We start from the raw sequence: 19,738 nt of genomic DNA on the forward strand, positions 1-19,738 counted from the left end.
CAATGGGTTCTACAATCCGCGACGGCGCCATTCAGCACTGGGATGGAAAAGTCCCGTCGCTTTCGAACGGAAAGTGGCTTAAACGAGCACTTGGGGCGGCACTAAAGCGCGACAGGTCCAGATGCGTGCATCACCGAGAGGGGCGAGAGCCTGAACAACGTCACGCCATCTGACGTCTACTTAGGACGAGACAAGGCCATTCTACAGCAACGTGAAAGGATCAAACGAAAGACACTCGAAGCGCGGCGCTTGCATCACAGACAACGCGCCGCATAATGCAATCAACCAGATGAGCCGAACTCTCTCTTAGTTTAAGCCGCAATTGGTTCCAAAAACCCTGACGACGGACGGCAGAACGTAGCGATTGAAGACCGTTCACGCATCCGTTTTCAACTTCTTCAATCAGGATCGCAGCCTAAGGACCAAAGGCAGCACTCTTTTCTTTCTTGCACATATGTTTTCCATTAACTGCCCCAATTCGAGTCGTCGCCATATTCTATCAAAGCTAGTTAATTCACATAGAGATGTGAACTATTGCCAAATTGAGCCTCGCCCATTTTCGCACACCTCCCTCACCTTCAGAAAAATTAGCATTCGTCTCTAATAGGCTCGTGAGGTTTCCAAAACGGTATTTTCAGGATTCCACGTTGCCATCGACTTGATCTTCCTGTTGCACATACTTTCTTGCGATAGTGTTGAAGGCTCCACGCAGTCCTCGCCCGGCGCGTCCCGCTTCTTTTACCCCCCCTGTGGTCTTCGCTTCAATGCGTAGGCGGTTCCTCTGCGTGTGCAGCGCTTGCCCGATGAGGCTCACAATACGGGCGCGCAACCGGTCAACGTTCCAGTCTGGTTCGGTGAGCACAACAGGTATTATGTTGGCTGTAACACGGGAGTCATCAATGTCATGCTTCACAGCCGCCACGACCTCAGTCACACCTTCCATGGCTTCTTCGCTGAGGAAACCTTCGGGCAAGAAACAAGACTTCGGCAATTCATCGACACAAGAGACAACAATAATGAACGGAGGCATTCTCCGAAGCGGATTACTTAAAATGGATTCACGAAGAGCGGCGATTGTCGATCGATCGATTTCACGCCCGGGCCTGTCGGCGCGGACAACCCAGACAATGAGGTCCGCTTGCGATAGTTCCTCGACAATTATTTTGGTTGGCTTGAGCGATCCATCGAGTCCCGGCATATCGAGTAGCATAGAATCCACCCCGTCGAAGTCTGTGGGGTAAGTCTTTGCATCAGCAGTGGTTGCAATCACGTCAACTTCGGCGAGGTCATTGCCGACAAGCGCATTTATCAGGCTCGACTTGCCCACGCTGACTTGTCCAGCAACCGCGATGCGGACAGGCATGTTGCTTGCCGCCAGGCGCGCCCGATCGAGATCACTCGCAGCAAGCCCTAAATCGAGCAGTTCAGCGTCGGAGAACCTCAATCTCCCTGAGTATAGTTCCACTGAGGCCGCGGCCACTTCTTCAAGGAGAAGAGCCTGAAGAATGGCCGTCCCTTCGCTTGTTATGAACGACGAGTGACCTTCCGCGATGACGCCCTCGATCTCGCGCAGGAAGGCAGTGGGGGGTGACTTTATAGCACGGAGCACTCGCCATGCGTTCCACCCCAGCTTTTTGGCCTTCCAAGCAACTTCGCGCTGCTCCCACAGCCACAGAAGAGTGCCAACAGAGATGCTGTCCGAGAACGGGACCTTGTCCCGAATGTCAGATCGCAAGCGGACTGTGACGCGATCGATGAGAAGCAACGCCTCGGGCAACGTAAAATTGAGAATTCCCTTGCCGCCCTTGCCAGAGGCCATCGCGATCATTTGAACCACCTCTAAGGCAATCGGCTGAAGGTCTTCCCAGGGCAAAGTGTTAGTCGTTTTCTCTACGATGAAAGTCTGTGCAGACTTGAATGCTTCAGTTTCGCGGGCACTCCAAGCAGGATCGGTCCGGGCATGCAGTTGATTGGGACGGGGTGTATGCTCGGAATCTTTGGCACGCACCCAAACTCTTGCGAACCGGATGAGAGCGGCCAATCCGCCAAGCGAGATTGAAGCTACGATGAACTCCACAACCCAGCCATGTTCGATCATCCATGCGAAACCCGCGACCATAGCGGCCACGAACGGTAGTAGAAGTACTGCGAATGCGAGAAGCCTGTCCCAGCGCAACAAGGCAGGCCGAAGACGCTCAATTAGCTTCATCTGAAGACCTATTGAATGCTCGCTGGTAGACTTTACGTAGTTCGTCTTCGCTGGGAAGGCTTCCGTTCGCTTTTCGGAACAGGAAGTAGGACGCGGCGCGACCGAGAGCGTAAGTGGAAGCGAAGCTAATGGCACCGGCGGTCGCTGCTCCTACCGTCTGACCGTAGACCGGTACCAGCTTCGTGATCTCGCGTAGCGCGAAATTGGTTGCGTACCTAGCTCCGATGCCGAGCCCCATGGTGCTTAGGAATGCTACGCCAATCCTACGGTCCCACTTAACACCGTAGCGGCGCCCAAGTTCATGCAGCATCTTCAATTGGGTGGCCGGCACAGCAGCAATGCCAACGACCGGCGCAACACCGGTTGTGAGGGCAACGCTGGCGTAGGACAGAACACATCGTTTATGGTTCTGAAACTCAATCTGTTCAGCATCGCTGGCGCGGTTTTTCTCAAGAAGGAGGCCCGCAGCAGGCAATACGCCTAACAAGTGCCGACTGAGTTCATCGAGCCCCTCGACATCTTTAGCCTCACTCGGTGCCAGTGTCAGGGTGACTACGGGAAGTTCCTGCCTTGCAGCCCGGTTCATCTGTGCGGTGATTGCGCGCCTAGCTCGTTCTTGGGCATCCAAATCGGTGATTAGGTCTTTGCCAGTTAGGACTAGAATGGCACGCATGCTCTTGTCCTGGCGTACGATGTCAGCAAGGGCGTCTGCAACCATGCCTTGCACTGGGTCATTTAGACGGCATACGACGAGCAGGGCATGACTTCTATCGCGGCAAGCTTCAAGGTCTTGGGCTGGGTCATAGCCAGCCTCTCCCAAGCCGCGTGTATCCAGAAAACGAACGAGAGGCAGCTCAGGGGGGAAGTCGTAGCTATTTGCAGAGCGCGTGCATGACTTGAACCCATTGCCGATCTCTACATCGGATTGATCGGTAAGAGCGCAGACAAGGGATGACTTTCCCGCCCCGGTTTTGCCGAGAAGCCAGACGACAGGAAGGACGACTTCGTCAGTTTGGTCGAATGGTTGGCTCTTGGAGCGCCCTAGTATCTTGTTTAGCATCTAGTGTCCGATCCGCGGTCTAACGCTCCGCATCAGCTTTCTTCTGCGCCCATCGTTTGTCCTGCCGAAATATTGCCTCAAATTTTGAAGCTGGCCAACGGTTATCTGCTAACAAATCATTAAGAAGTTCAGTTAAATCGTAAGCATTGGTTCCGCGCGCAACCTTCTTGCAAGCTCATTACGAAGGCTGCGCACCAAAAGTGAACCTAGTTGCGACCCGTAGAAACGCGCTTATTTTCAAAGCGTTAGACATTTTGAAGAAACATGGACTCCCTAGACAATAGGTGTCTCTGGAATAGCACACACTTTACATGGTAAGAATGGAAGCAGAAGATGATACAAATATGAGGGATTCACCTTTGGACCCCGACTACAAAGATTATCACTTACTGATGCCAAATACTGGCTGAACTAGAGACCGAAGATTTGGAAGATGCCCCACCATCCGAAGCGCAGAAAACAGGTTTTGCAGCGCTCATCCAAGAGTTGGATAAACAAAGCCAATCGATCGGATATGTGACGCTGGGTGAGACGATCGACCGGGCGAGCACACGCATGCATGGGGTTGCAATCTTTTTGATGGCGCTGCCTGAATGCATTCCTTTGCCCATACCCAGTTTCGGGGCGATTTTGGGCGTACCTCTCATCGCTGTATCCGCGCATTTGGCGATTTACGGTGAACGGGGCGACCTGCCAGCGAGTGCCCGCAATATCAAAATTCCGCATGAGGTGATCGCCGTGATGTCGCGCTATATGATCCGGCCGCTTCGCTCGGTCGAACGCGTGAGCCGAAACCGCCTGTCAGTACTGGGACGCCGTGAAAGGATCATCGGGGCCTTGTGCCTGTGGTGTCAGACTAATTCGAACTCGTCTCAGCTAGGCCAGACTCCCTGCCCTTTTATGCCGCACAAAGGCCGCGCCACTCAGTCAGTGCGGCGGTTCGGTTGGCCTTGAAGTGATCGCGTTGGGAGAGGCTTCGGTCTTGATTGAAATGGTTGTGAATGGAAGCGTGGACAGCAACAAATTTCTGCAAAGTTCGCATCCGCCTAAAGCGGATCATTGCCCGTTCCCGTCGTCGAAACGGCAAGTGCGAGTTCTCGGCGCGATTGTTTTTCCAATGACCCATATCCTGTTTCGCCGCGTTACCAATTACCTTCATCGCGGCGCCGTATGAGCGAAGTTTGTCGGTAACTAGCACTTCGGCTCTGCCATGACATTTCATGGCTTTCTTGAGAAATTTCAACGCGGCCTTACGATCCCGGCGCTTAGTGACATAGCTTTCCAACACTTCTCCTTCATGGTCAACAGCCCGCCATAGATAGTGCAGTTCGCCGTTTATCTTCACAAAAACCTCGTCCAGGTGCCGTTGCCATTGAGGCCAGGATCGCAATCGTTCCACTCGTTTCTTGCGTATCTCAGATGCGAACATCGGACCGAACCTGTTCCACCAAAACCGAACCGTTTTGTGGCTGACATCGATCCCTCGTTCGTGGAGTAAATCCTCTACGTTTCGAAGTGAGAGCGGAAATCGGACGTAGAGCATAACCGCTAAGCGAATAATCTCAGGGCTCGTTTTAAAGTAACTGAAAGGGGAGCATTTTGTCATGGCCAAACGCTAGTTGCTTGCCCTGCCCGCCCCAAGCGAATTTCCTCTGACAGTGCCCACCCCGCAAATGCCTCGGCTGGAAGACACCAGCTGAAGTCTTTCGCGAAAAGATGTTGGAGGAAATGCAATGAGACCCCTACCCTACAGCCTAACAAGAGTCGCACTTCAAGCATCGCTCACAGTCAGATTTACTGGGCTACTTCAGTGCGTTTAGTCAAGACACTGTAGCGCAGGGTGATGAAATAGATGGTGCAAACACCCTTTCGCGACAGAATCCAATTAAAACCAGACCAGGAGTTATGTTTGCAGACTAACAATTTGATATTAAATCAATAACTTGACCAAAGGAATGTCCGCATGAAATTAGCTCGTATTCGTACTCCACTTGGAATTCGCCCCGCAATCATTGACGAAAATGGCACGCCGCGGGATTTGAGTAGGCACACCAGTGACATTTCACCCGCAACAACAAGTGCATCGGCTTTGGCCGCGCTTGCGGGAGTCGACATTGAGAGCCTGCCCAAACTAGAGGGCGGCTACGCGCCTTTTTTATCCGATGTGCGCCGCGTGTTTTGCATCGGCCTGAATTATTCAGATCACGCCAAGGAGTCAAACCTTCCGATCCCAGAATTTCCCATCCTCTTTATGAAATCTTGCCCTGTTAGCGGTGCAAATGATCCGATTACAATCCCAAAAGGGTCGGTCAAAACGGACTGGGAGGTCGAGTTGGGCGTAGTGATTGGCGCGCAGGCGCAACACGTCTCCGAAGCCGACGCTTTAGACCATGTTGCCGGTTATTTTGTGGCCAACGACGTGTCAGAACGAGCGTTTCAAACGGAATTTGGGGGCCAATGGACGAAGGGAAAATCCTGCGATTCATTTGGACCAATTGGCCCGTGGTTTGTCACCAAAGACGAAGTGCCTGATCCACAAAACCTCGATATGTATTTGGACGTAAACGGCCTGCGCTGTCAGACCGGCCACACCAGCACCATGGTTTTTCCAGTGAAGAAAATCGTATCTTTCCTCTCAGGGTTTATGACATTGCGCGCTGGGGATGTGATCATCACGGGCACTCCTCCAGGAGTTGGCATGGGTATGAAACCGCCAAAATACTTGCGCCCTGGGGATGTCGTGACATTGGGAATTTCCGGCTTAGGCGAACAACGCCAAGAAGTGGTGGCGTTTCCCGGTTGATGGACCCCAAATATGCTTATTTGGTGCGACTTAGGAACCAAAGGGTTCGGCAACTTCAACATGAAATGAAAATGGCCCAACGGCCTGAAGGAGAAAAGTAGAATGACAAAATTTACCGGCGGCTGTCTTTGTGGCAGCGTAAAATACACGTGCGAGGCTGAGCCTGCTCTGGTCATGAATTGCCACTGTAGCGACTGTCAAAAGGCAATGGGCAGCGTATTCGCCACAACCATGTTCGTGCCCGAAAACAAGGTCAGCATCAGTGGCTATCCACGCACATTCAGTCACGGAGCGGACAGCGGTTCTGGCATGACAAAATTATTCTGTGAGAACTGTGGCACGCAACTCTTTAGCAAAAACACCAACCGTCCGGGCACATTGGGCATTCGTGCTGGCACTGCAGATGATCATAGCATCATCAAACCGACGGCCAATATCTACACGGATAGCGCCATACCGACGACAGCGATGGACCCTTCTCTGCCCAAGCACCGTGGTATGCCAAGCTAAGCGTTCAAAAACCAAAAGCCGCCTGCTACAATTTGGCGGGCGGCTTCCATTTCATTCCCAACTCGGCCCTAATTAAGCGCCGCAATCACCCCATTCGCGCGAGTTACGGTCGCGACATCGGACAGGCCGTAATTCACAGAAGCGCGGTGCCAATCGTGGTTTTGCGTCGAACAGCAATCCTCAGGCACAATCATATGAAAGCCCTTATCGGCCCCGGTGCGGGCAGTATGTTCTACGCTCATATTCGTCCAACTACCGGTATTGATGATCGTGTCACGTTGCCCATGATGAAGATACGCTTCAAGTCGCGAGGTCTCCCAAGCTGACATCGACATTTTTTCAACGATCAAATCACCGGGTTGTGGTTCTAGCCCCGCGACCGGTTGCACGCCCCAGGTGCCCCGCACCAGTGCATTGTGTTCTTTCAATCCGCGTTGCAAACCCGCGTGTTGGCATAGGTACGGCGCACCGGGTTCTAAAACCATCCAAACATGTACGATCATCCCACCACGCGAGCGCACATGATCGGCCAATCGTCGAATATTGCTCACCACATTTTGCGCGCGTGCGTGATCGGGCGATCCTGTGTGGGCAAAAGCGCCGCCGTCCATCATCACATCGTTTTGCATGTCTTGGATGATCATCGCGGTGCGGGATCCATCAATCCGAAAAACCAGATTTTCTTGCAGGACTAAGTCAGAGTTCACCTTAGAGTCTCCTTGGATATTTAGGGCGTCGGTCGGCACTGAGGTTGCAGCCATGAAGGGCTCATCTCGTCCCTTTGTGCGTGTTTTCAGCGCATAAAGGGAGGTGGTCGCACAAACGTACAATGTCGACCAATCCGGCCCGCCCCAATGCATATTGGCGACAAGTTCGGGGCAGGTAATTTTGCCGATCAGTTCCCCGTGAAAGGAATACACCCAAATTCCACCGGGTGCCGTGACATAGAGGTTGCCGTCTCGGTCAGCTTTCATCCCATCGGGCACACCTGCAAGATCATCGTCAATGATGCCCCCAGCGAAGACTCGACCGTTGGTTAAACTCCCGTCACTCGCGACGTCAAACATACGGATATTCGCCTGTTCAGTGTCATTGACCCACATCCATTTTTCACAGGGCGAAAAGCACAGACCGTTGGGTTGGCCGAACATATTGCGCGGTACAACCAGTTGTGGCTCATCTCCCGGAACGTGATTGGGCGGCAAACGGTAAACCCCTCGGAACGGCTGTTGCAACTCGCGCAGCACGCCAAAACCTTCCATCCGGCCATAGGTTGGATCGGTGAAATAGATGCTACCGTCTCGCGCAACGATAATGTCATTCGGGCTGTTTAGTTCGCGACCTTCGAAGTGTGTACACAGCGTTTCGCGCGTGCCGTCAGGACGCTGGCGCACAACCGACGATGTCGAATGCTCGCAAATCAAAAGGTTTAGGTCAGCATCATAGGTCATGCCGTTACCCTTGTTTGAGGGCCGCGCAATTTCCGTAACACCTGCACTCGGGCTATACTTTCGGCGGACATCTCCGGGCATGTCCGAGAAAATAAGCGACTGCTCGACGGGGTGCCAAAGCGGCCCTTCCGTAAAGATAAAGCCTGTGCCCAACTTCTCCATGGGCTCGCTCACATCAACAAGTTTCCGGAAACTATCTGCAATCGCTTGATGAGTCATCTGTTGTCCTTCTCCCTGCTTTAAACCGCGAACCAAGGCCGATTTGGTAGCGTTTCTGTCAGAGGACCGGGCACTTGCATACCAAGGCGGCCCACAACTTTCTGACGCTCAATTTTGGCTGGCTTGTCGTGGATGGGGAGCAGAAAAGTGTACTTGTTCAGCAACTTCTTGATTGCGCCCTTTTCTTCGCGTTTGGACTGGGAATGGTTGCCCGTCACCCGCGGTTCCATCCAGTTATTGGTGTTCACATGGTTCACGATCTGGTCGTTAAAATCATAAATCACGTCGCCGCAAATACAGGCAAGCCCTTCGAGGGTCTCAACGATCACATTCATTGAACCCTCGGTGTGCGCGCCCGCGTGTTCGCACCAAACGCCCGGCATTATTTCCTCGGCACCCGTGATATCCAGATCAAGGAACCGGATCGCCTCAGGCTCATAAATTCTGTCCACAAGATGCTTGATATCTGGTTTTGGATATTGTGGATACATGATGCCCGACACACTGAATTCCATCTCACGACGGTTCAATACCACCGTCGTATTCATGGGAAATTTGTCGTCTTGCCCTGCATGATCAATGTGCAAATGTGTGTGCAAAATATAGCGAATATCGCCCAAGCGCAGGCCATGTCGCGCGAGTTGCTGCTCCATCATATTGTCGTGAAATTGAAGCCCCCGCATCCCAAGGCTCTCCATAATCGCGTTGTCACGATAGCCAGTATCAACCAGCACAGGGTATTCCCCGCCCGTAATCAAAAAGCCGTAAACGGGCACCCGCCGGATACGACCGCATTCATGTCCCAGCACCAGAAAGCTGGTTTCAAGTTCGATGTCGCCGTAATCAAGTATATGAATTTCTAACGCCATTATCTATCCTCCTAGATCACAACCGGTAAACGCGTGCTGCCGTGTCGTGAAAGATTGCTTGTTGTTTTTCCGAGGTCATGTCCTTGGTTGCGTCCTGAAACGCATGGAAAAGGGCGGTGTAGCTGGTCCAAAGCTTTTCGATCGGATAGTTCGATCCAAAGAGGCATCGATCCGCCCCAAAAAACGCTTCTGTATCCGTGACCATTCGTTTGATAAATGCGGGGTCGTTTCGGTGAATAAACGTGCCAAAACCCGACAGTTTGCTGACAACATTAGGACAGTCCGCCAAGCGCTTCATTCCATCCGACCATTTGGCCTGCCCCGCGTCGGATGCGTCCTCATTCATACCGGCGTGTTGCAGGATAAACGTCACTTCAGGACAGGCGCGTGCAAGCTGGGCCGCGCCCTCCATTTGTCCCGCAAAGACTTGTAGATCGAACGACCAACCGTAATCCGCGAGCATCGCCACGTTGCGCTGAACATTTGCGTTTTCACACAAATCAGGGACTTGCGCGAATTTGTACATCGGGTTTTCATGCCAATGAAACTGCTGACGAATCCCGCGCATCAATGGATACTTTTTTAGGCGATCAAGCTGCGCACGCGTGTCGTCGCCGATAAAGTCCGCATAGCCTACAATGCCCGAAATTGTGCCATGTTCATCACCTTGATCTTGAACCCACGCAACTTCATCCTCAAACCGCTCGGTTGCCCAGTTGACCTGAATATAAACCGTCTTTGTGATGCCAGTTCCGGCAATATCCGCCAAAAATTCACGGGTGCCATAGTCGCGCATGATCGAAGCATAGGGGCCAAAAATACGCGGCTGTTCGGGGCCCATCAACCAAGGAAGGTCTTTTTGCAGCCAGATGTGGTGGTGTGCGTCGATCATATGCGCCTCGCCATTGTTAAGATGTGATCTGTAACGGCCGCCGCCGAATTGCCGTCGCCCAAATGGTCTAGAACGGGCAATATGGCCACAAGGCCTTGGGTCGCGGGAGTATAATCAGGATCGTGGGCCAGCGGCGTCAACCAATCCAGCCGCCAAGCGCTTCGAGAGAGGCGCCGCACCGCATCGATCATGACGTCTGGCGTGCCCGTCTCTAAACCATCGGACAAAACCACCACCGCCGCTCCACGGGCAAACCCCGCATAGCGCGGGACAGATAGAAACGCCGCCAAAGCGTCGCCGATACGTGTGCCACCATCAAAGTCGGAAATGCTCTGCGCGACGCGCGCCAATGCCTGCCCTCGGTCCGTGGGGCGCAACGCGGTGGTAATTCGGGTTAAACGGGTGCCCAATGTGAACACTTCGGCATGATCGGCAGTTTGCACAACCGCATGCGCCAAACGCAGCAACTCTTCGGAGCGTTCCTTCATCGAACCTGACACGTCGATCAAAAGCAGCACGCGCCGTTGCCGCGTTTTGCGTTTGCTCTGAAAAAGTTTGAACACTTCGCCTTCGCGTTTTGCTACATCCCGCAGCGTACGGCGCATATCAATCCGATCCCCAGATTTTGATTGTTGCCGTCGATAGGATGTTCGACGCGGCAAAGCGCCACTCGCTTCTCTGATCAATCGCTGGACGGCTTCCTCTGAACCACGGCCAAGATATCGTTGCCCTAAACGTTCTACCGTCGTGGCCTCGGCACCTACTTCGCTCTCGTCGTCCGCGGCCTCAATTTCTGTGCTTTCGCTGGTGGGTTCATAGGCCTCTAGATCATCCTCTTCGTCGCCATCGGCTGGTGCTTGGATCACCTGATCTAGAAAAACTGCACGAAATATGGCGTCATATTCATTGACGCGCTCAGGCGGAATAGAAAACAGCGCCCTGCCCGACCGGTAAATATCCGTCATATCACGCGGCCCAAGAATACCGATACTGGTGATGAAATCTACGGTTTGGTCCGGCGAAATCGCAAACCGTGCACCGCGTAAGGCCTGTGCAAATCCTACAAACGGATCAAGGGCGCGCGGCAGAGTCATGCGGCCTCTCCCGGTAAAATCGTGGCCAATCTATCGGCAAGGTAGGTTAGATCGTCGTGATCCTTTAGGACGACACCGATTGAGCGTTTAAAGGCTTCCGGCCAACGCGCACCTTGACTGTTAAGGAGGGTCGCAGCCTCGGCCCACTCGACTGTTTCGGCAACACCGGGGGGCTTGGACAGGGGCTCTTGGCGTAGCATGCCGACACTGGCCACAACCGCCTGAGCGGTAGCTTGGGCGACAGTGCTCGCGCGGGCCATAACGATCTGCGCCTCCAGCGCGGCATCAGGATAATCAATCCAGTGATACACGCAGCGCCGCCGCAAAGCTTCATTCAAATCGCGCGTCCGGTTCGATGTGAGAACCACCACAGGCGGTTGTGTCGCCCGCACAGTGCCCGTTTCAGGGATCGATATCGTAAAATCCGATAAAAACTCCAACAGAAACGCTTCAAACTCATGGTCTGCTCGATCGATTTCATCAATAAGAAGTAACGTTTGCAATGGGTTCCGTAAAACTTCAAGCAAAGGGCGTTCCAATAGAAAATCCTCGCCATACAGGTTCACAAAGTCGTCGCCTGCCTGTCGGATCGCCAACATTTGGCGTGGATAATTCCATTCATAGAGCGCCGCTGCTGCGTCAATGCCCTCGTAGCACTGCAACCGCACAACTTTGCGCCCCAATACACCACCCAGCGCCTTTGCTGCCTCGGTTTTTCCCACGCCAGGAGCACCTTCAAGCAACATCGGTTTACCCAGCGCGAGCGCAAGATAACAGGACGTCGCCAGTGCATCATCCGCTAGATATTGCGCATCCGTCAGCGCTCGTTGAAGCGCGGCAGGGTCATTGATACCCGATATGTTCGGTGTGACGACCATTATGCAGGCGCGCCTTTGGGTCGCGCACCACCGTTGGCGCGAATACCTTTCAACACCTTCTCGGGCGTGATCGGCAGAAAGTCACAACGCACTCCCACGGCATTGAAAATCGCGTTTGCAATACCGGGCAAAACGGGATTGGCGCACATCTCGCCGGGACCTTTGCCACCATAGGGTGCGTCTTCTGCGGGGCGCTCTAAAATTGCCACGTGATGCGGTACAATTTGCCCGGGTCCAGGTTGCAGGTATGTATTAAAATCCTTGGGTCCGTGATCACGGCGCGGATAATAAGGTTCGGTCGTTTCATAAAGCGCGTGCGATACGCCCATCCACGCCCCACCGATCAATTGCTGCTCGACCAATTTGGGGTTTAAAGCGCGGCCAACTTCATAGGCCGAATTGATCTCTTTGACCTCGACTTCGCCAGTCTCATCGTCAACTTCAACGTCGATCACAAGGGCGGCGTGGGCGAAACACGTTACAGGGGTCATGTCGCCCGTTTCTGGATTAGCTTCATTTGGAGGGATCAAAAAGATACCCCGCCCAGAGAGAGTCCGGCCCTGTTTGAACTGCGCAGCAATCGCGGTTTCAGCCACGGTGATAGAGCGACTGGGTGCACCCTTTACGTGAATGTTGCCCGCACCATCGGTATCCAAATCAGACGCGTTGACTTCCAACTCCTCGGCGGCGGCTTCCATCATCTGTTTGCGCGCTTCTGCGGCGGCACGGATGACCGCGTTTCCCACACGGTGCGTGCCGCGAGAGGCGAAGGATCCCATGCAATGGGGACCAGTGTCGCTATCAGCTGTATCCACGTAAACGTCCGCAACCGGCACGCCCAGCGTTTCTGCGGCGATCTGGCGGGTGACAGATTTCATCCCTTGCCCAAGATCAATGGAGGACAAGGCAACCATGAACTTCCCGTCCGGTGTGGAATGCACCAAAGCTTGGCTAGGGTCGCCGCCAAGGTTCATACCGATGGGATAATTAATGCAGGCAAAACCGCGGCCTTTGTGAATGGTCATGTCAACGTCTCCGATAGCCAGAAGTGAACGTGGAACTGCCCGGCCTTGGGCTGCTAGAATAGGGTTTTGGTTCGTAGGGTTTTTGCTGTCCCGCGGGTGCGGGAGCGGCTGGAGGCGCGGACGGCGGCACATAGGTCGGCGCAATCACAGGCTGGGCTGCGGCAGCTGGCGGTGCAATGGGGAGAGGTGCCCTAGTAGGGGCCGTTGGGGTCGCGGCGATTGGCGGATTTGGAACGGCAACCTCCGTTGCACCCATTTTATGGCCAATCCGCTCTGCATCAATTTGCATGTCGGAATTTTGAACCGGAGCACCGACTTTTGTCTCTCCATGAACACCTGCAGCAACTCGCGACGTTGGATTTTTGCTTGGACTGGTACTTGCCACCCGCCCTTGACGTCGCTCGCCAATTCGGCCTTCTTCGTCGATCAAAGTCTCGGGAATGAGGGCGCGATCCCCGCCACCGCCAACAAGCGACGATTGCGCGGCGGCTTCGGGCGAGATCGCCCAACCGGCTTTTCCAGCGGCAACCTGACAGCACTCAATCAACGCCGTATTTTTGGCCTTGCGTCGATGGGCTTTCATGTCGCCATCCCGATAAGCATTCTTGATCCGCAACTCGATCGGGTTCATGCCTACGGCCTCAGCCACACGATCCATGTGGCACTCAATTGAGAAGTCTACCGCCGTAATTCCGAACCCGCGCATCGCCGTCGCGGGCGTACGGTTGGTGATGCAGCAGTACACATTCGACGATACATTTGGGATCGAATACGGACCAGGAATATGCCCTGAACATTTGATGATCGCATAGGGCGACAACCGCATGTAGGCACCACAATCAAAGAAGCCGGTTAGCTCGCGTGCAATGATCGTACCATCGTTCATGACACCATCTTTGATCCGCCAGCGCTCACCTCCCCTGGGGGCACCTACCTGCATTTCCTCTTCGCGATCCCATGCGAATTTCACGGGCTTACCGGTGAGCATTGCGCCTAAAACAGCCGTGGGTTCCACAATGGAATCCACCTTACCCCCAAAGCCGCCCCCTGCTGTTCCGCCAATAAAATGCAGCCGTGAAGACGCAATATCAAGTAGCTTCGCCGTTGTACCGAGAGAGAAAAACAGCGCCTGTGTGTTGGTGTAACATACGAAACGATCATTGGTTTCGGGGGCTGCAATCGCGCCACAAGTCTCAATCGGGGCCTGCTCGATCGGTGACATCTGGTACTCTGCCTCGATGACGTGATCCGCCTTGGCAAATGCCGCGTTCACATCGCCAAAGCGAATTTTCTGGTGATCGTATTTTGCGTGATAGTCGAAGGAATTGTTGGGGTAGATATCGTTAACCACCGGCGCTCCGGAGGCAATGGCCTCCTCAACATCCAAAACATGGGGGAGCACGTTATAAGTCACTCGGACCTTTGCCACCGCGTCGCGCGCCTGACGTTCGGTGTCGGCAATAACCCACGCCACCGCTTCCCCAACATAGCGCACAAAGTCATGTGCACAGAGGGGTTCGTCATCCCGACCGAAGTTGATAAGTGACAACAAGGTATTCAGATTGCGGGGCACGTCTTTGGCTGTCGCAACCTTGCGCACGCCCGGCATTTTTTCCGCCGCCGAAATATCAAGTGAAACGATCTGAGCGTTATGATGTGGGCTGCGTACAGCGCGCATATGCAACAAACCGTCGAACAAATGATCGTCGTAGTAAGGCGTTCGGCCGGTCACATGGCCCAGAATATCTTGCCTAATTGTCGGCTTACCGATCTCTTTCAAATTGTCGTCACGTTCGTCCGCGAACAGATCTTTGCGAAACTCAATAGAAGACATCAGACAACCCTCCGCTGGAGTTGGGTCGAGGCCGCAAGGATTGCGTCGACAATGGGCTCATACCCCGTGCAGCGGCAAAGATTGCCAGAGATCGCCTCAATAACTTCGTCGCGCGATGGATTGGGATTATGATCCAAAAGCGATTTTGCAGACATCAACATTCCTGGCGTGCAATAGCCGCACTGGGCGGCAAAACCTTCCATGAAGGCCTTTTGTAACGGGTGCAATTCTGGACCGTTCGCCAGACTTGCCGTTGTATTAACGCGCTTACCCTGAACGGTTTCCGCCAGCGTAAGGCAGGATAAATGCGGTTCGCCGTCGATCAAAACCGTGCACGCCCCGCAACTCCCTTGAGCACAGCCCTGTTTTGGCGTCAGATCACCTGCCCCGCGGCGCAACACCTCGATCAACGCGGCACCACCATCCACAAAAAGGGCTGTTTCGGCATCATTCAGAGTAAAAGTAACCGGTGTTTTGGCCATTAGCGCAGCCCTCCGTTTGTCAACAAGCGCCGCAAATGAACTGGGGCGACCTCGGTTCGATACCACGCACTCGCGAGCGCATCTTCAGCGGGCGAAAGCCCTTGGGTGCAAACGGCACAGGCCGCTTCAATAGCGGAGGGATTCACGCCCCCCGCGAGCGCCCGTTCGGCAGGTTTTGCACGCAGGGGCGTTGGGCCCATATTGCTAAATACTACCCGAGGATCGCTACCGCCGAGCAGAACCGAGATTGTCATGATGGCGACGCCTCGGGGCTTCACTCGGCTAATTTTGACATATTTGAAAGCGCCATGCGGCACGCGCGGCACGATCAGTGAGGCCACCAAACCGCGCACATGTCCACGGTCCAACAAGAACGTCTCGATCGGACTAGCGTGACCATCAGCCATCACCACCTGTGCATTCAAAGCCAGAAGCGCGGCCGCCATATCGCCGTTGGGATTTCTTGCAAAAAGATTGCCACCAATGGTCGCCATGTTGCGGATCGCAGGCCCCCCAATCTGTCTAGCGACAGGATGCAGAAAATCCAGATCGCGATGGGCCAAAATCTCGGCCATAGTCGTGCCCGCACCAATCTTGATCCCTTGCGCATCGCTTGTGATTCCACGTTCAGGTTGCTGAACACGAATGATGTTATGAAAGCTCTGGTCGCCAAAATTGACCCTGCGCATGACAATCGTGCCACCGGCCATATACATGCTTCCTTCGGCCAGCTTTCCTGCGGCCTCACTCATTGTTTGATATGTGCTGACGGTGACCATTCAGCCCTCCAATTTCATGGCGGAACGGATCGCATTGAACCCCGCCTCATAAATATCATGGCCGACTAAATCGATCATCGCGTCGCGTTTTTCTGGGAGGGTGTCAAAACTGCCTTCCCAATGCCAAAACGTGTGATCCGTGTCCGTGACTGGGATCAAACGCACGTGGCTGACGTAGTTGAACAGGGGAACCGGCGTTTCCAATAGACAATAGGAATAGGCCAAATCTGCATCCGACAACGCCAACAACTGCTCGCGCAATTCCGACCCGTCTTCCAATTTAAACTTGCGAATACAACCAACTTTATCACTGGGCAGACCCCGCTCAATCTGGCTGCTTGTAACAATCGGATGCCACGCGCTATGCCCATTGAAATCGCGCAATACGTCCCAAACGGCCTCAACCGGTGCAGGTAGGATTGTGCTGCGGATGACCTTGACCATGCTAGCCCCCGAAATGTCGTTTAAGCGCGTCAAAACCGCCCTGAAACACATTGGTCGCAATGCCATTCTGAAGATCGGACGCGTTGGACGGGTCGCAATCAAACTCTGCTGACCATTCCGCAAAACAACGGTTGCCGTCCGTAATCGGGGTCAGGCGCAACGTGGCCATATAGTCCCACAGAGGCATCGGCCCCTCAAGCATGGCATAGCTATAAAACAGGTCGTAATCCGACATCCCAACCAACTGTTCGCGGATCATATCCCCGCTTTGCAAATGGAAGTTGCGGATTGCACCGATCTTATCCGCGGGAAGCGCGTCTTCGATGCGGCTGTCCCGAATCCGAGGGTGCCATTTTGGCATTCCGTTAAAGTCGCGGATCCGGTCCCAAACAGCGGAAGCTTCAGCATTAATGACGGTTGAAACAAAGACGCGGGCCATTATTCGGACTCCTTCTTCTTCGGCGTTTTCGCCGCTTCGGCACGCGATATTTCTGAACTTGCGCGGGTCATATCGGACACATTGCGGAAAATATCGGATTTGGCGATATTGCTTCCGTCGATCCCGATGTCGGCCAAGAGGCTATCAACCATCGGCGCCTGAACGCGGTACCGAAGTGCTGAGTTCATCACTTCATCGGTGGGGCTTGAGCCACCACCACCACCTGAACCGCCCCCAGCGCCACTCCAATCGAGCCCCTGAGTGTTTGACCCACCAAGTTGCATAATTCTGATGTCGTTGATCTTCTCAAGCGGCTTCGCAGAGGCGCTGACAATGCCCTCAACATGTTCAAGCATTTTGCGCTTGAACAGGCTCTGGCGGGCATCATTGGTCAATACATTCTCAGCTTCGTTGATGAGTTTCTGCGCTTCAGCCTCGACTGCCGCACGGATTTTCTCACCTTCTGCATGGATGCGTTGACGTTCGGATTCAAGTTCGGCCGCAGTTATACCGATTGCTTTCGCACGGTTTGCCACTTCGGCATGACCCGCCGTGGTAGCCTTCTCGGCGGCTTCTAGTGCGCGCCCACGGGCATTTTCCGCTTCAATAGCGGCTGCACTTTCATCCAGCGACTTTTGGTAAAGGGCAATAGCCTTTTCCATACTCGCTTCTTCGACCGCTTTTTCGCGCCCAATTTCCAATTTACGGCGCTCTGTTTGATGACCAATTCGAGCGTCATCAAGACCACGTTCCGAGGCAATTTGTGCACGTTCGATATCCTCGCGGCTTGCAATTTCTGCTTCTCGCAACACTTGCACACGCGCGATTTCGAGTTGCTCAAGCGATTTTCTGCGTTCAAGTTGTCTGGCTTCCAGCACCTGATCGCGGGCAATTTCTGCAGCACGAGTCCGGCCATCTTCCCCGATTTTCGCGGCCTTCACGCTTTCCTGCGCTTCAACATTCGCCACATCTACGGCCTTGTTGCGGGCAATCTCGCGTTCACGCATGTCTTGCTCATAGGCAATGCGTTCCGCAGCCAAATGCTTCTCTTTGGCGATACGTTTGGCTTCAACGGCCTCAGCACGCGCCTCATTGGCAATAGCAATTGCTTGTTCGCGCGCCAAATCACGTTCCGCAGTACGCTCTTCATTCTCGATCCGCTCTACGGCGAGGCGCGCCTGGGTTAGAATGCGAGACTTATCAATAGCTTCTTGGCTAGCAATTTGCGCCTGATCTAGGGCTTCGTTGCGCGCAATCTCAAGACTTCGCACACGCTCCTCTTGGGCAATCAACTCTTTCGAAGTTTCCTCCGAGGACGCGATTTCCAACGTACGCGTCTCTTTTTCGGATTTGATCCGCTCGGCGGCAATTGTTTTATGCCGCGCTATATCCGCCACTTCTATGGCCTTTTCGCGGGTGATCTCACGTTCTCGAGTGACACGATCCAAATCAATGCGCGCATGGGTGATTTCGTCCTCTTGTGCAATACGTGCTTTTTCGATGATTTCCCTTGCAACGATCTCCGCTGCATCAACGACCCGCTTGCGATCAATCTCTAGATTTTGCGTATCCAGATCCCTGGCTATACGCGCCTCGGTCAAATTGCGCTCCTGTGTAATCCGCGCCTTTTCGATCGTTTCCTTTGCCGAAATTTCCGCCGCTTCGGTATCTTTGGATGATTTTATGCGCGTTTCTGTCAGAATTTTTTCTTGGGAAATTCGCGCTTTTTCGATGGTTTCACGAGTAGCGATCTCAGCGATATCAATCACTTCCTGACGCTCAATTTCTTGCTTGCGAATGGTCTTCTCAGAGGCAATCCGCGCTTGGGCGATATGCTCGTCATTTGCGATGCGGGCAGTCTCAATGGCTTCGCGATTCAAGAAAGTTGCCTGCTCGCCTTCCCTTTCGCGCTCAGAGCGCTCGCGTGTCAGCTCGGCCCGTTGTTGCGCGCGACGGAACTCAATTTCGCGCTCTTGATCGAGACGTGCGTTTTCACTTTCCCGCTCGATATTTAGGCTTTCTTTTTCCGCTGCCAAATTGCGTGTGCGAATTTGCAGCATAGTGTCTTGCTCAATGTCATTGCGCAGCTTGCGACGGCCTTCGATGGCCTCAATGACACTCGTTAAACCTTCTGCATCAAAGCGGTTGGAGGGGTTGAAATACTCGATGTCAGATTGATCGATATCGAGGATCGCCACGCTCTCAAGATCAAGTCCGTTTTTATCCAAACTCAGCTGGGCAGCTTCGATCACACGTGCCACATAATCGCCGCGCTTTTCGTGCAAGTCTTCCATGGTCATTTCAGCCGCAACTGTGCGCAAGGCAGAAACGAATTTACCGTTCAAAAGCTGGTGAATACGCTCAGGCTCAAGGGTGCGGCGACCAAGCGTTGATGCCGCCAGAGTAACGGCCTCTTTTGTTTGACCCACACGCACATAAAACGACGCTTCGATATCAATCCGCATCCGGTCTTTTGTAATCAGCGCGTCGCCTTTTTCGCGAACAACATGCAGGTCCATCGAATTCATGTTAACCGGCGTAATGTCATGCACGATCGGCCAGACGAAAGCGCCGCTATCGATCACAACCTTTTCGCCGAACAAACCCGTTCGCACGAATGCGATTTCTTTGGTTGACCGGCGGTACAGCCAGTTCATCACCCAATACAGGATGAAAATTACGATCACAGCTGTAATCAGCCATAAGATCAACTGTCCAATTAGTTCGCCGGTCATGTCGGTTCCTCCAAC

At 53.7% G+C, this 19,738-nt stretch carries 18 protein-coding genes; 3 read left to right on the top strand and 15 right to left on the bottom strand.

All coding sequences use genetic code 11. The features are described 5' to 3' along the window. Positions 1-634: 634 nt before the first annotated feature. Positions 635-2,209, bottom strand: coding sequence for a GTPase family protein (locus AB9F29_RS18770; protein ID WP_369756794.1), 1,575 nt, complete (start codon positions 2,207-2,209; stop codon positions 635-637). Continuing rightward, a complete protein-coding gene (locus AB9F29_RS18775; protein ID WP_369756795.1) occupies positions 2,196-3,269 on the bottom strand; it encodes a YcjF family protein in 1,074 nt (357 codons plus the stop codon). The genes AB9F29_RS18770 and AB9F29_RS18775 overlap by 14 nt, the downstream gene beginning before the upstream one ends. Positions 3,270-3,695: 426 nt before the next feature. On the opposite strand from AB9F29_RS18775, the gene AB9F29_RS18780 reads away from it, so the two are divergent. Beyond that, positions 3,696-4,223, top strand: a complete 528-nt coding sequence (locus AB9F29_RS18780; protein WP_369756796.1) for an exopolysaccharide biosynthesis protein — start codon at positions 3,696-3,698, stop codon at positions 4,221-4,223. On the opposite strand, the gene AB9F29_RS18785 is transcribed toward AB9F29_RS18780, so the two are convergent. Further along, positions 4,168-4,875 (bottom strand): IS6 family transposase, encoded by a 708-nt coding sequence (locus AB9F29_RS18785; protein WP_369756797.1) that lies wholly within the window; start codon positions 4,873-4,875, stop codon positions 4,168-4,170. The two genes, AB9F29_RS18780 and AB9F29_RS18785, sit on opposite strands and share 56 nt — an antisense overlap. Positions 4,876-5,232: 357 nt before the next feature. On the opposite strand from AB9F29_RS18785, the gene AB9F29_RS18790 reads away from it, so the two are divergent. Both AB9F29_RS18790 and AB9F29_RS18795 read left to right on the top strand, forming a co-directional pair. Beyond that, a complete protein-coding gene (locus AB9F29_RS18790; protein WP_369756798.1) occupies positions 5,233-6,072 on the top strand; it encodes a fumarylacetoacetate hydrolase family protein in 840 nt (279 codons plus the stop codon). A gap of 102 nt (positions 6,073-6,174) precedes the next feature. Then, positions 6,175-6,582 (top strand): GFA family protein, encoded by a 408-nt coding sequence (locus AB9F29_RS18795; protein WP_369756799.1) that lies wholly within the window; start codon positions 6,175-6,177, stop codon positions 6,580-6,582. A gap of 68 nt (positions 6,583-6,650) precedes the next feature. On the opposite strand, the gene AB9F29_RS18800 is transcribed toward AB9F29_RS18795, so the two are convergent. From AB9F29_RS18800 to AB9F29_RS18855, 12 genes are read right to left on the bottom strand one after another with little or no spacing between them, the layout of a single operon-like run. Next, positions 6,651-8,252 (bottom strand): isochorismatase family protein, encoded by a 1,602-nt coding sequence (locus AB9F29_RS18800; RefSeq protein WP_369756800.1) that lies wholly within the window; start codon positions 8,250-8,252, stop codon positions 6,651-6,653. 20 nt (positions 8,253-8,272) lie between these two features. Beyond that, the gene (locus AB9F29_RS18805) at positions 8,273-9,121 is read right to left on the bottom strand and encodes an N-acyl homoserine lactonase family protein (protein ID WP_369756801.1); all 849 of its coding nucleotides are present in this window, start codon (positions 9,119-9,121) and stop codon (positions 8,273-8,275) included. Positions 9,122-9,137: 16 nt separating this feature from the next. Continuing rightward, complete coding sequence (locus AB9F29_RS18810; protein WP_369756802.1) at positions 9,138-10,013, bottom strand: amidohydrolase; 876 nt, start codon at positions 10,011-10,013, stop codon at positions 9,138-9,140. Further along, the gene (locus AB9F29_RS18815; protein ID WP_369756803.1) at positions 10,010-11,107 is read right to left on the bottom strand and encodes a VWA domain-containing protein; all 1,098 of its coding nucleotides are present in this window, start codon (positions 11,105-11,107) and stop codon (positions 10,010-10,012) included. The genes AB9F29_RS18810 and AB9F29_RS18815 overlap by 4 nt, the downstream gene beginning before the upstream one ends. Continuing rightward, positions 11,104-11,985, bottom strand: coding sequence for an AAA family ATPase (locus AB9F29_RS18820; RefSeq protein ID WP_369756804.1), 882 nt, complete (start codon positions 11,983-11,985; stop codon positions 11,104-11,106). Before AB9F29_RS18820 ends, AB9F29_RS18815 begins: the two co-directional genes overlap by 4 nt. After that, positions 11,985-13,010, bottom strand: a complete 1,026-nt coding sequence (locus AB9F29_RS18825) for a xanthine dehydrogenase family protein molybdopterin-binding subunit (RefSeq protein ID WP_369756805.1) — start codon at positions 13,008-13,010, stop codon at positions 11,985-11,987. Before AB9F29_RS18825 ends, AB9F29_RS18820 begins: the two co-directional genes overlap by 1 nt. Before the next feature lies 1 nt (position 13,011). Then, the gene (locus AB9F29_RS18830; protein ID WP_369756806.1) at positions 13,012-14,844 is read right to left on the bottom strand and encodes a xanthine dehydrogenase family protein molybdopterin-binding subunit; all 1,833 of its coding nucleotides are present in this window, start codon (positions 14,842-14,844) and stop codon (positions 13,012-13,014) included. After that, a complete protein-coding gene (locus AB9F29_RS18835) occupies positions 14,844-15,326 on the bottom strand; it encodes a (2Fe-2S)-binding protein (RefSeq protein ID WP_369756807.1) in 483 nt (160 codons plus the stop codon). Before AB9F29_RS18835 ends, AB9F29_RS18830 begins: the two co-directional genes overlap by 1 nt. After that, entirely contained in the window at positions 15,326-16,105 is a 780-nt protein-coding gene (locus AB9F29_RS18840) for a xanthine dehydrogenase family protein subunit M (protein ID WP_369756808.1), read from the bottom strand. The genes AB9F29_RS18835 and AB9F29_RS18840 overlap by 1 nt, the downstream gene beginning before the upstream one ends. Next, complete coding sequence (locus tag AB9F29_RS18845) at positions 16,106-16,549, bottom strand: SRPBCC family protein (protein ID WP_369756809.1); 444 nt, start codon at positions 16,547-16,549, stop codon at positions 16,106-16,108. 1 nt (position 16,550) lies between these two features. Continuing rightward, on the bottom strand, positions 16,551-16,988 hold the full coding sequence (locus tag AB9F29_RS18850) for an SRPBCC family protein (protein WP_369756810.1): 438 nt from the start codon (positions 16,986-16,988) through the stop codon (positions 16,551-16,553). After that, positions 16,988-19,723, bottom strand: a complete 2,736-nt coding sequence (locus tag AB9F29_RS18855) for a flotillin domain-containing protein (protein WP_369756811.1) — start codon at positions 19,721-19,723, stop codon at positions 16,988-16,990. The genes AB9F29_RS18850 and AB9F29_RS18855 overlap by 1 nt, the downstream gene beginning before the upstream one ends. Positions 19,724-19,738 lie beyond the last annotated feature (15 nt).

The organism is Falsihalocynthiibacter sp. S25ZX9 (genome assembly GCF_041205405.1).
GTDB classification, from domain to species: Bacteria; Pseudomonadota; Alphaproteobacteria; order Rhodobacterales; family Rhodobacteraceae; genus Falsihalocynthiibacter; species Falsihalocynthiibacter arcticus.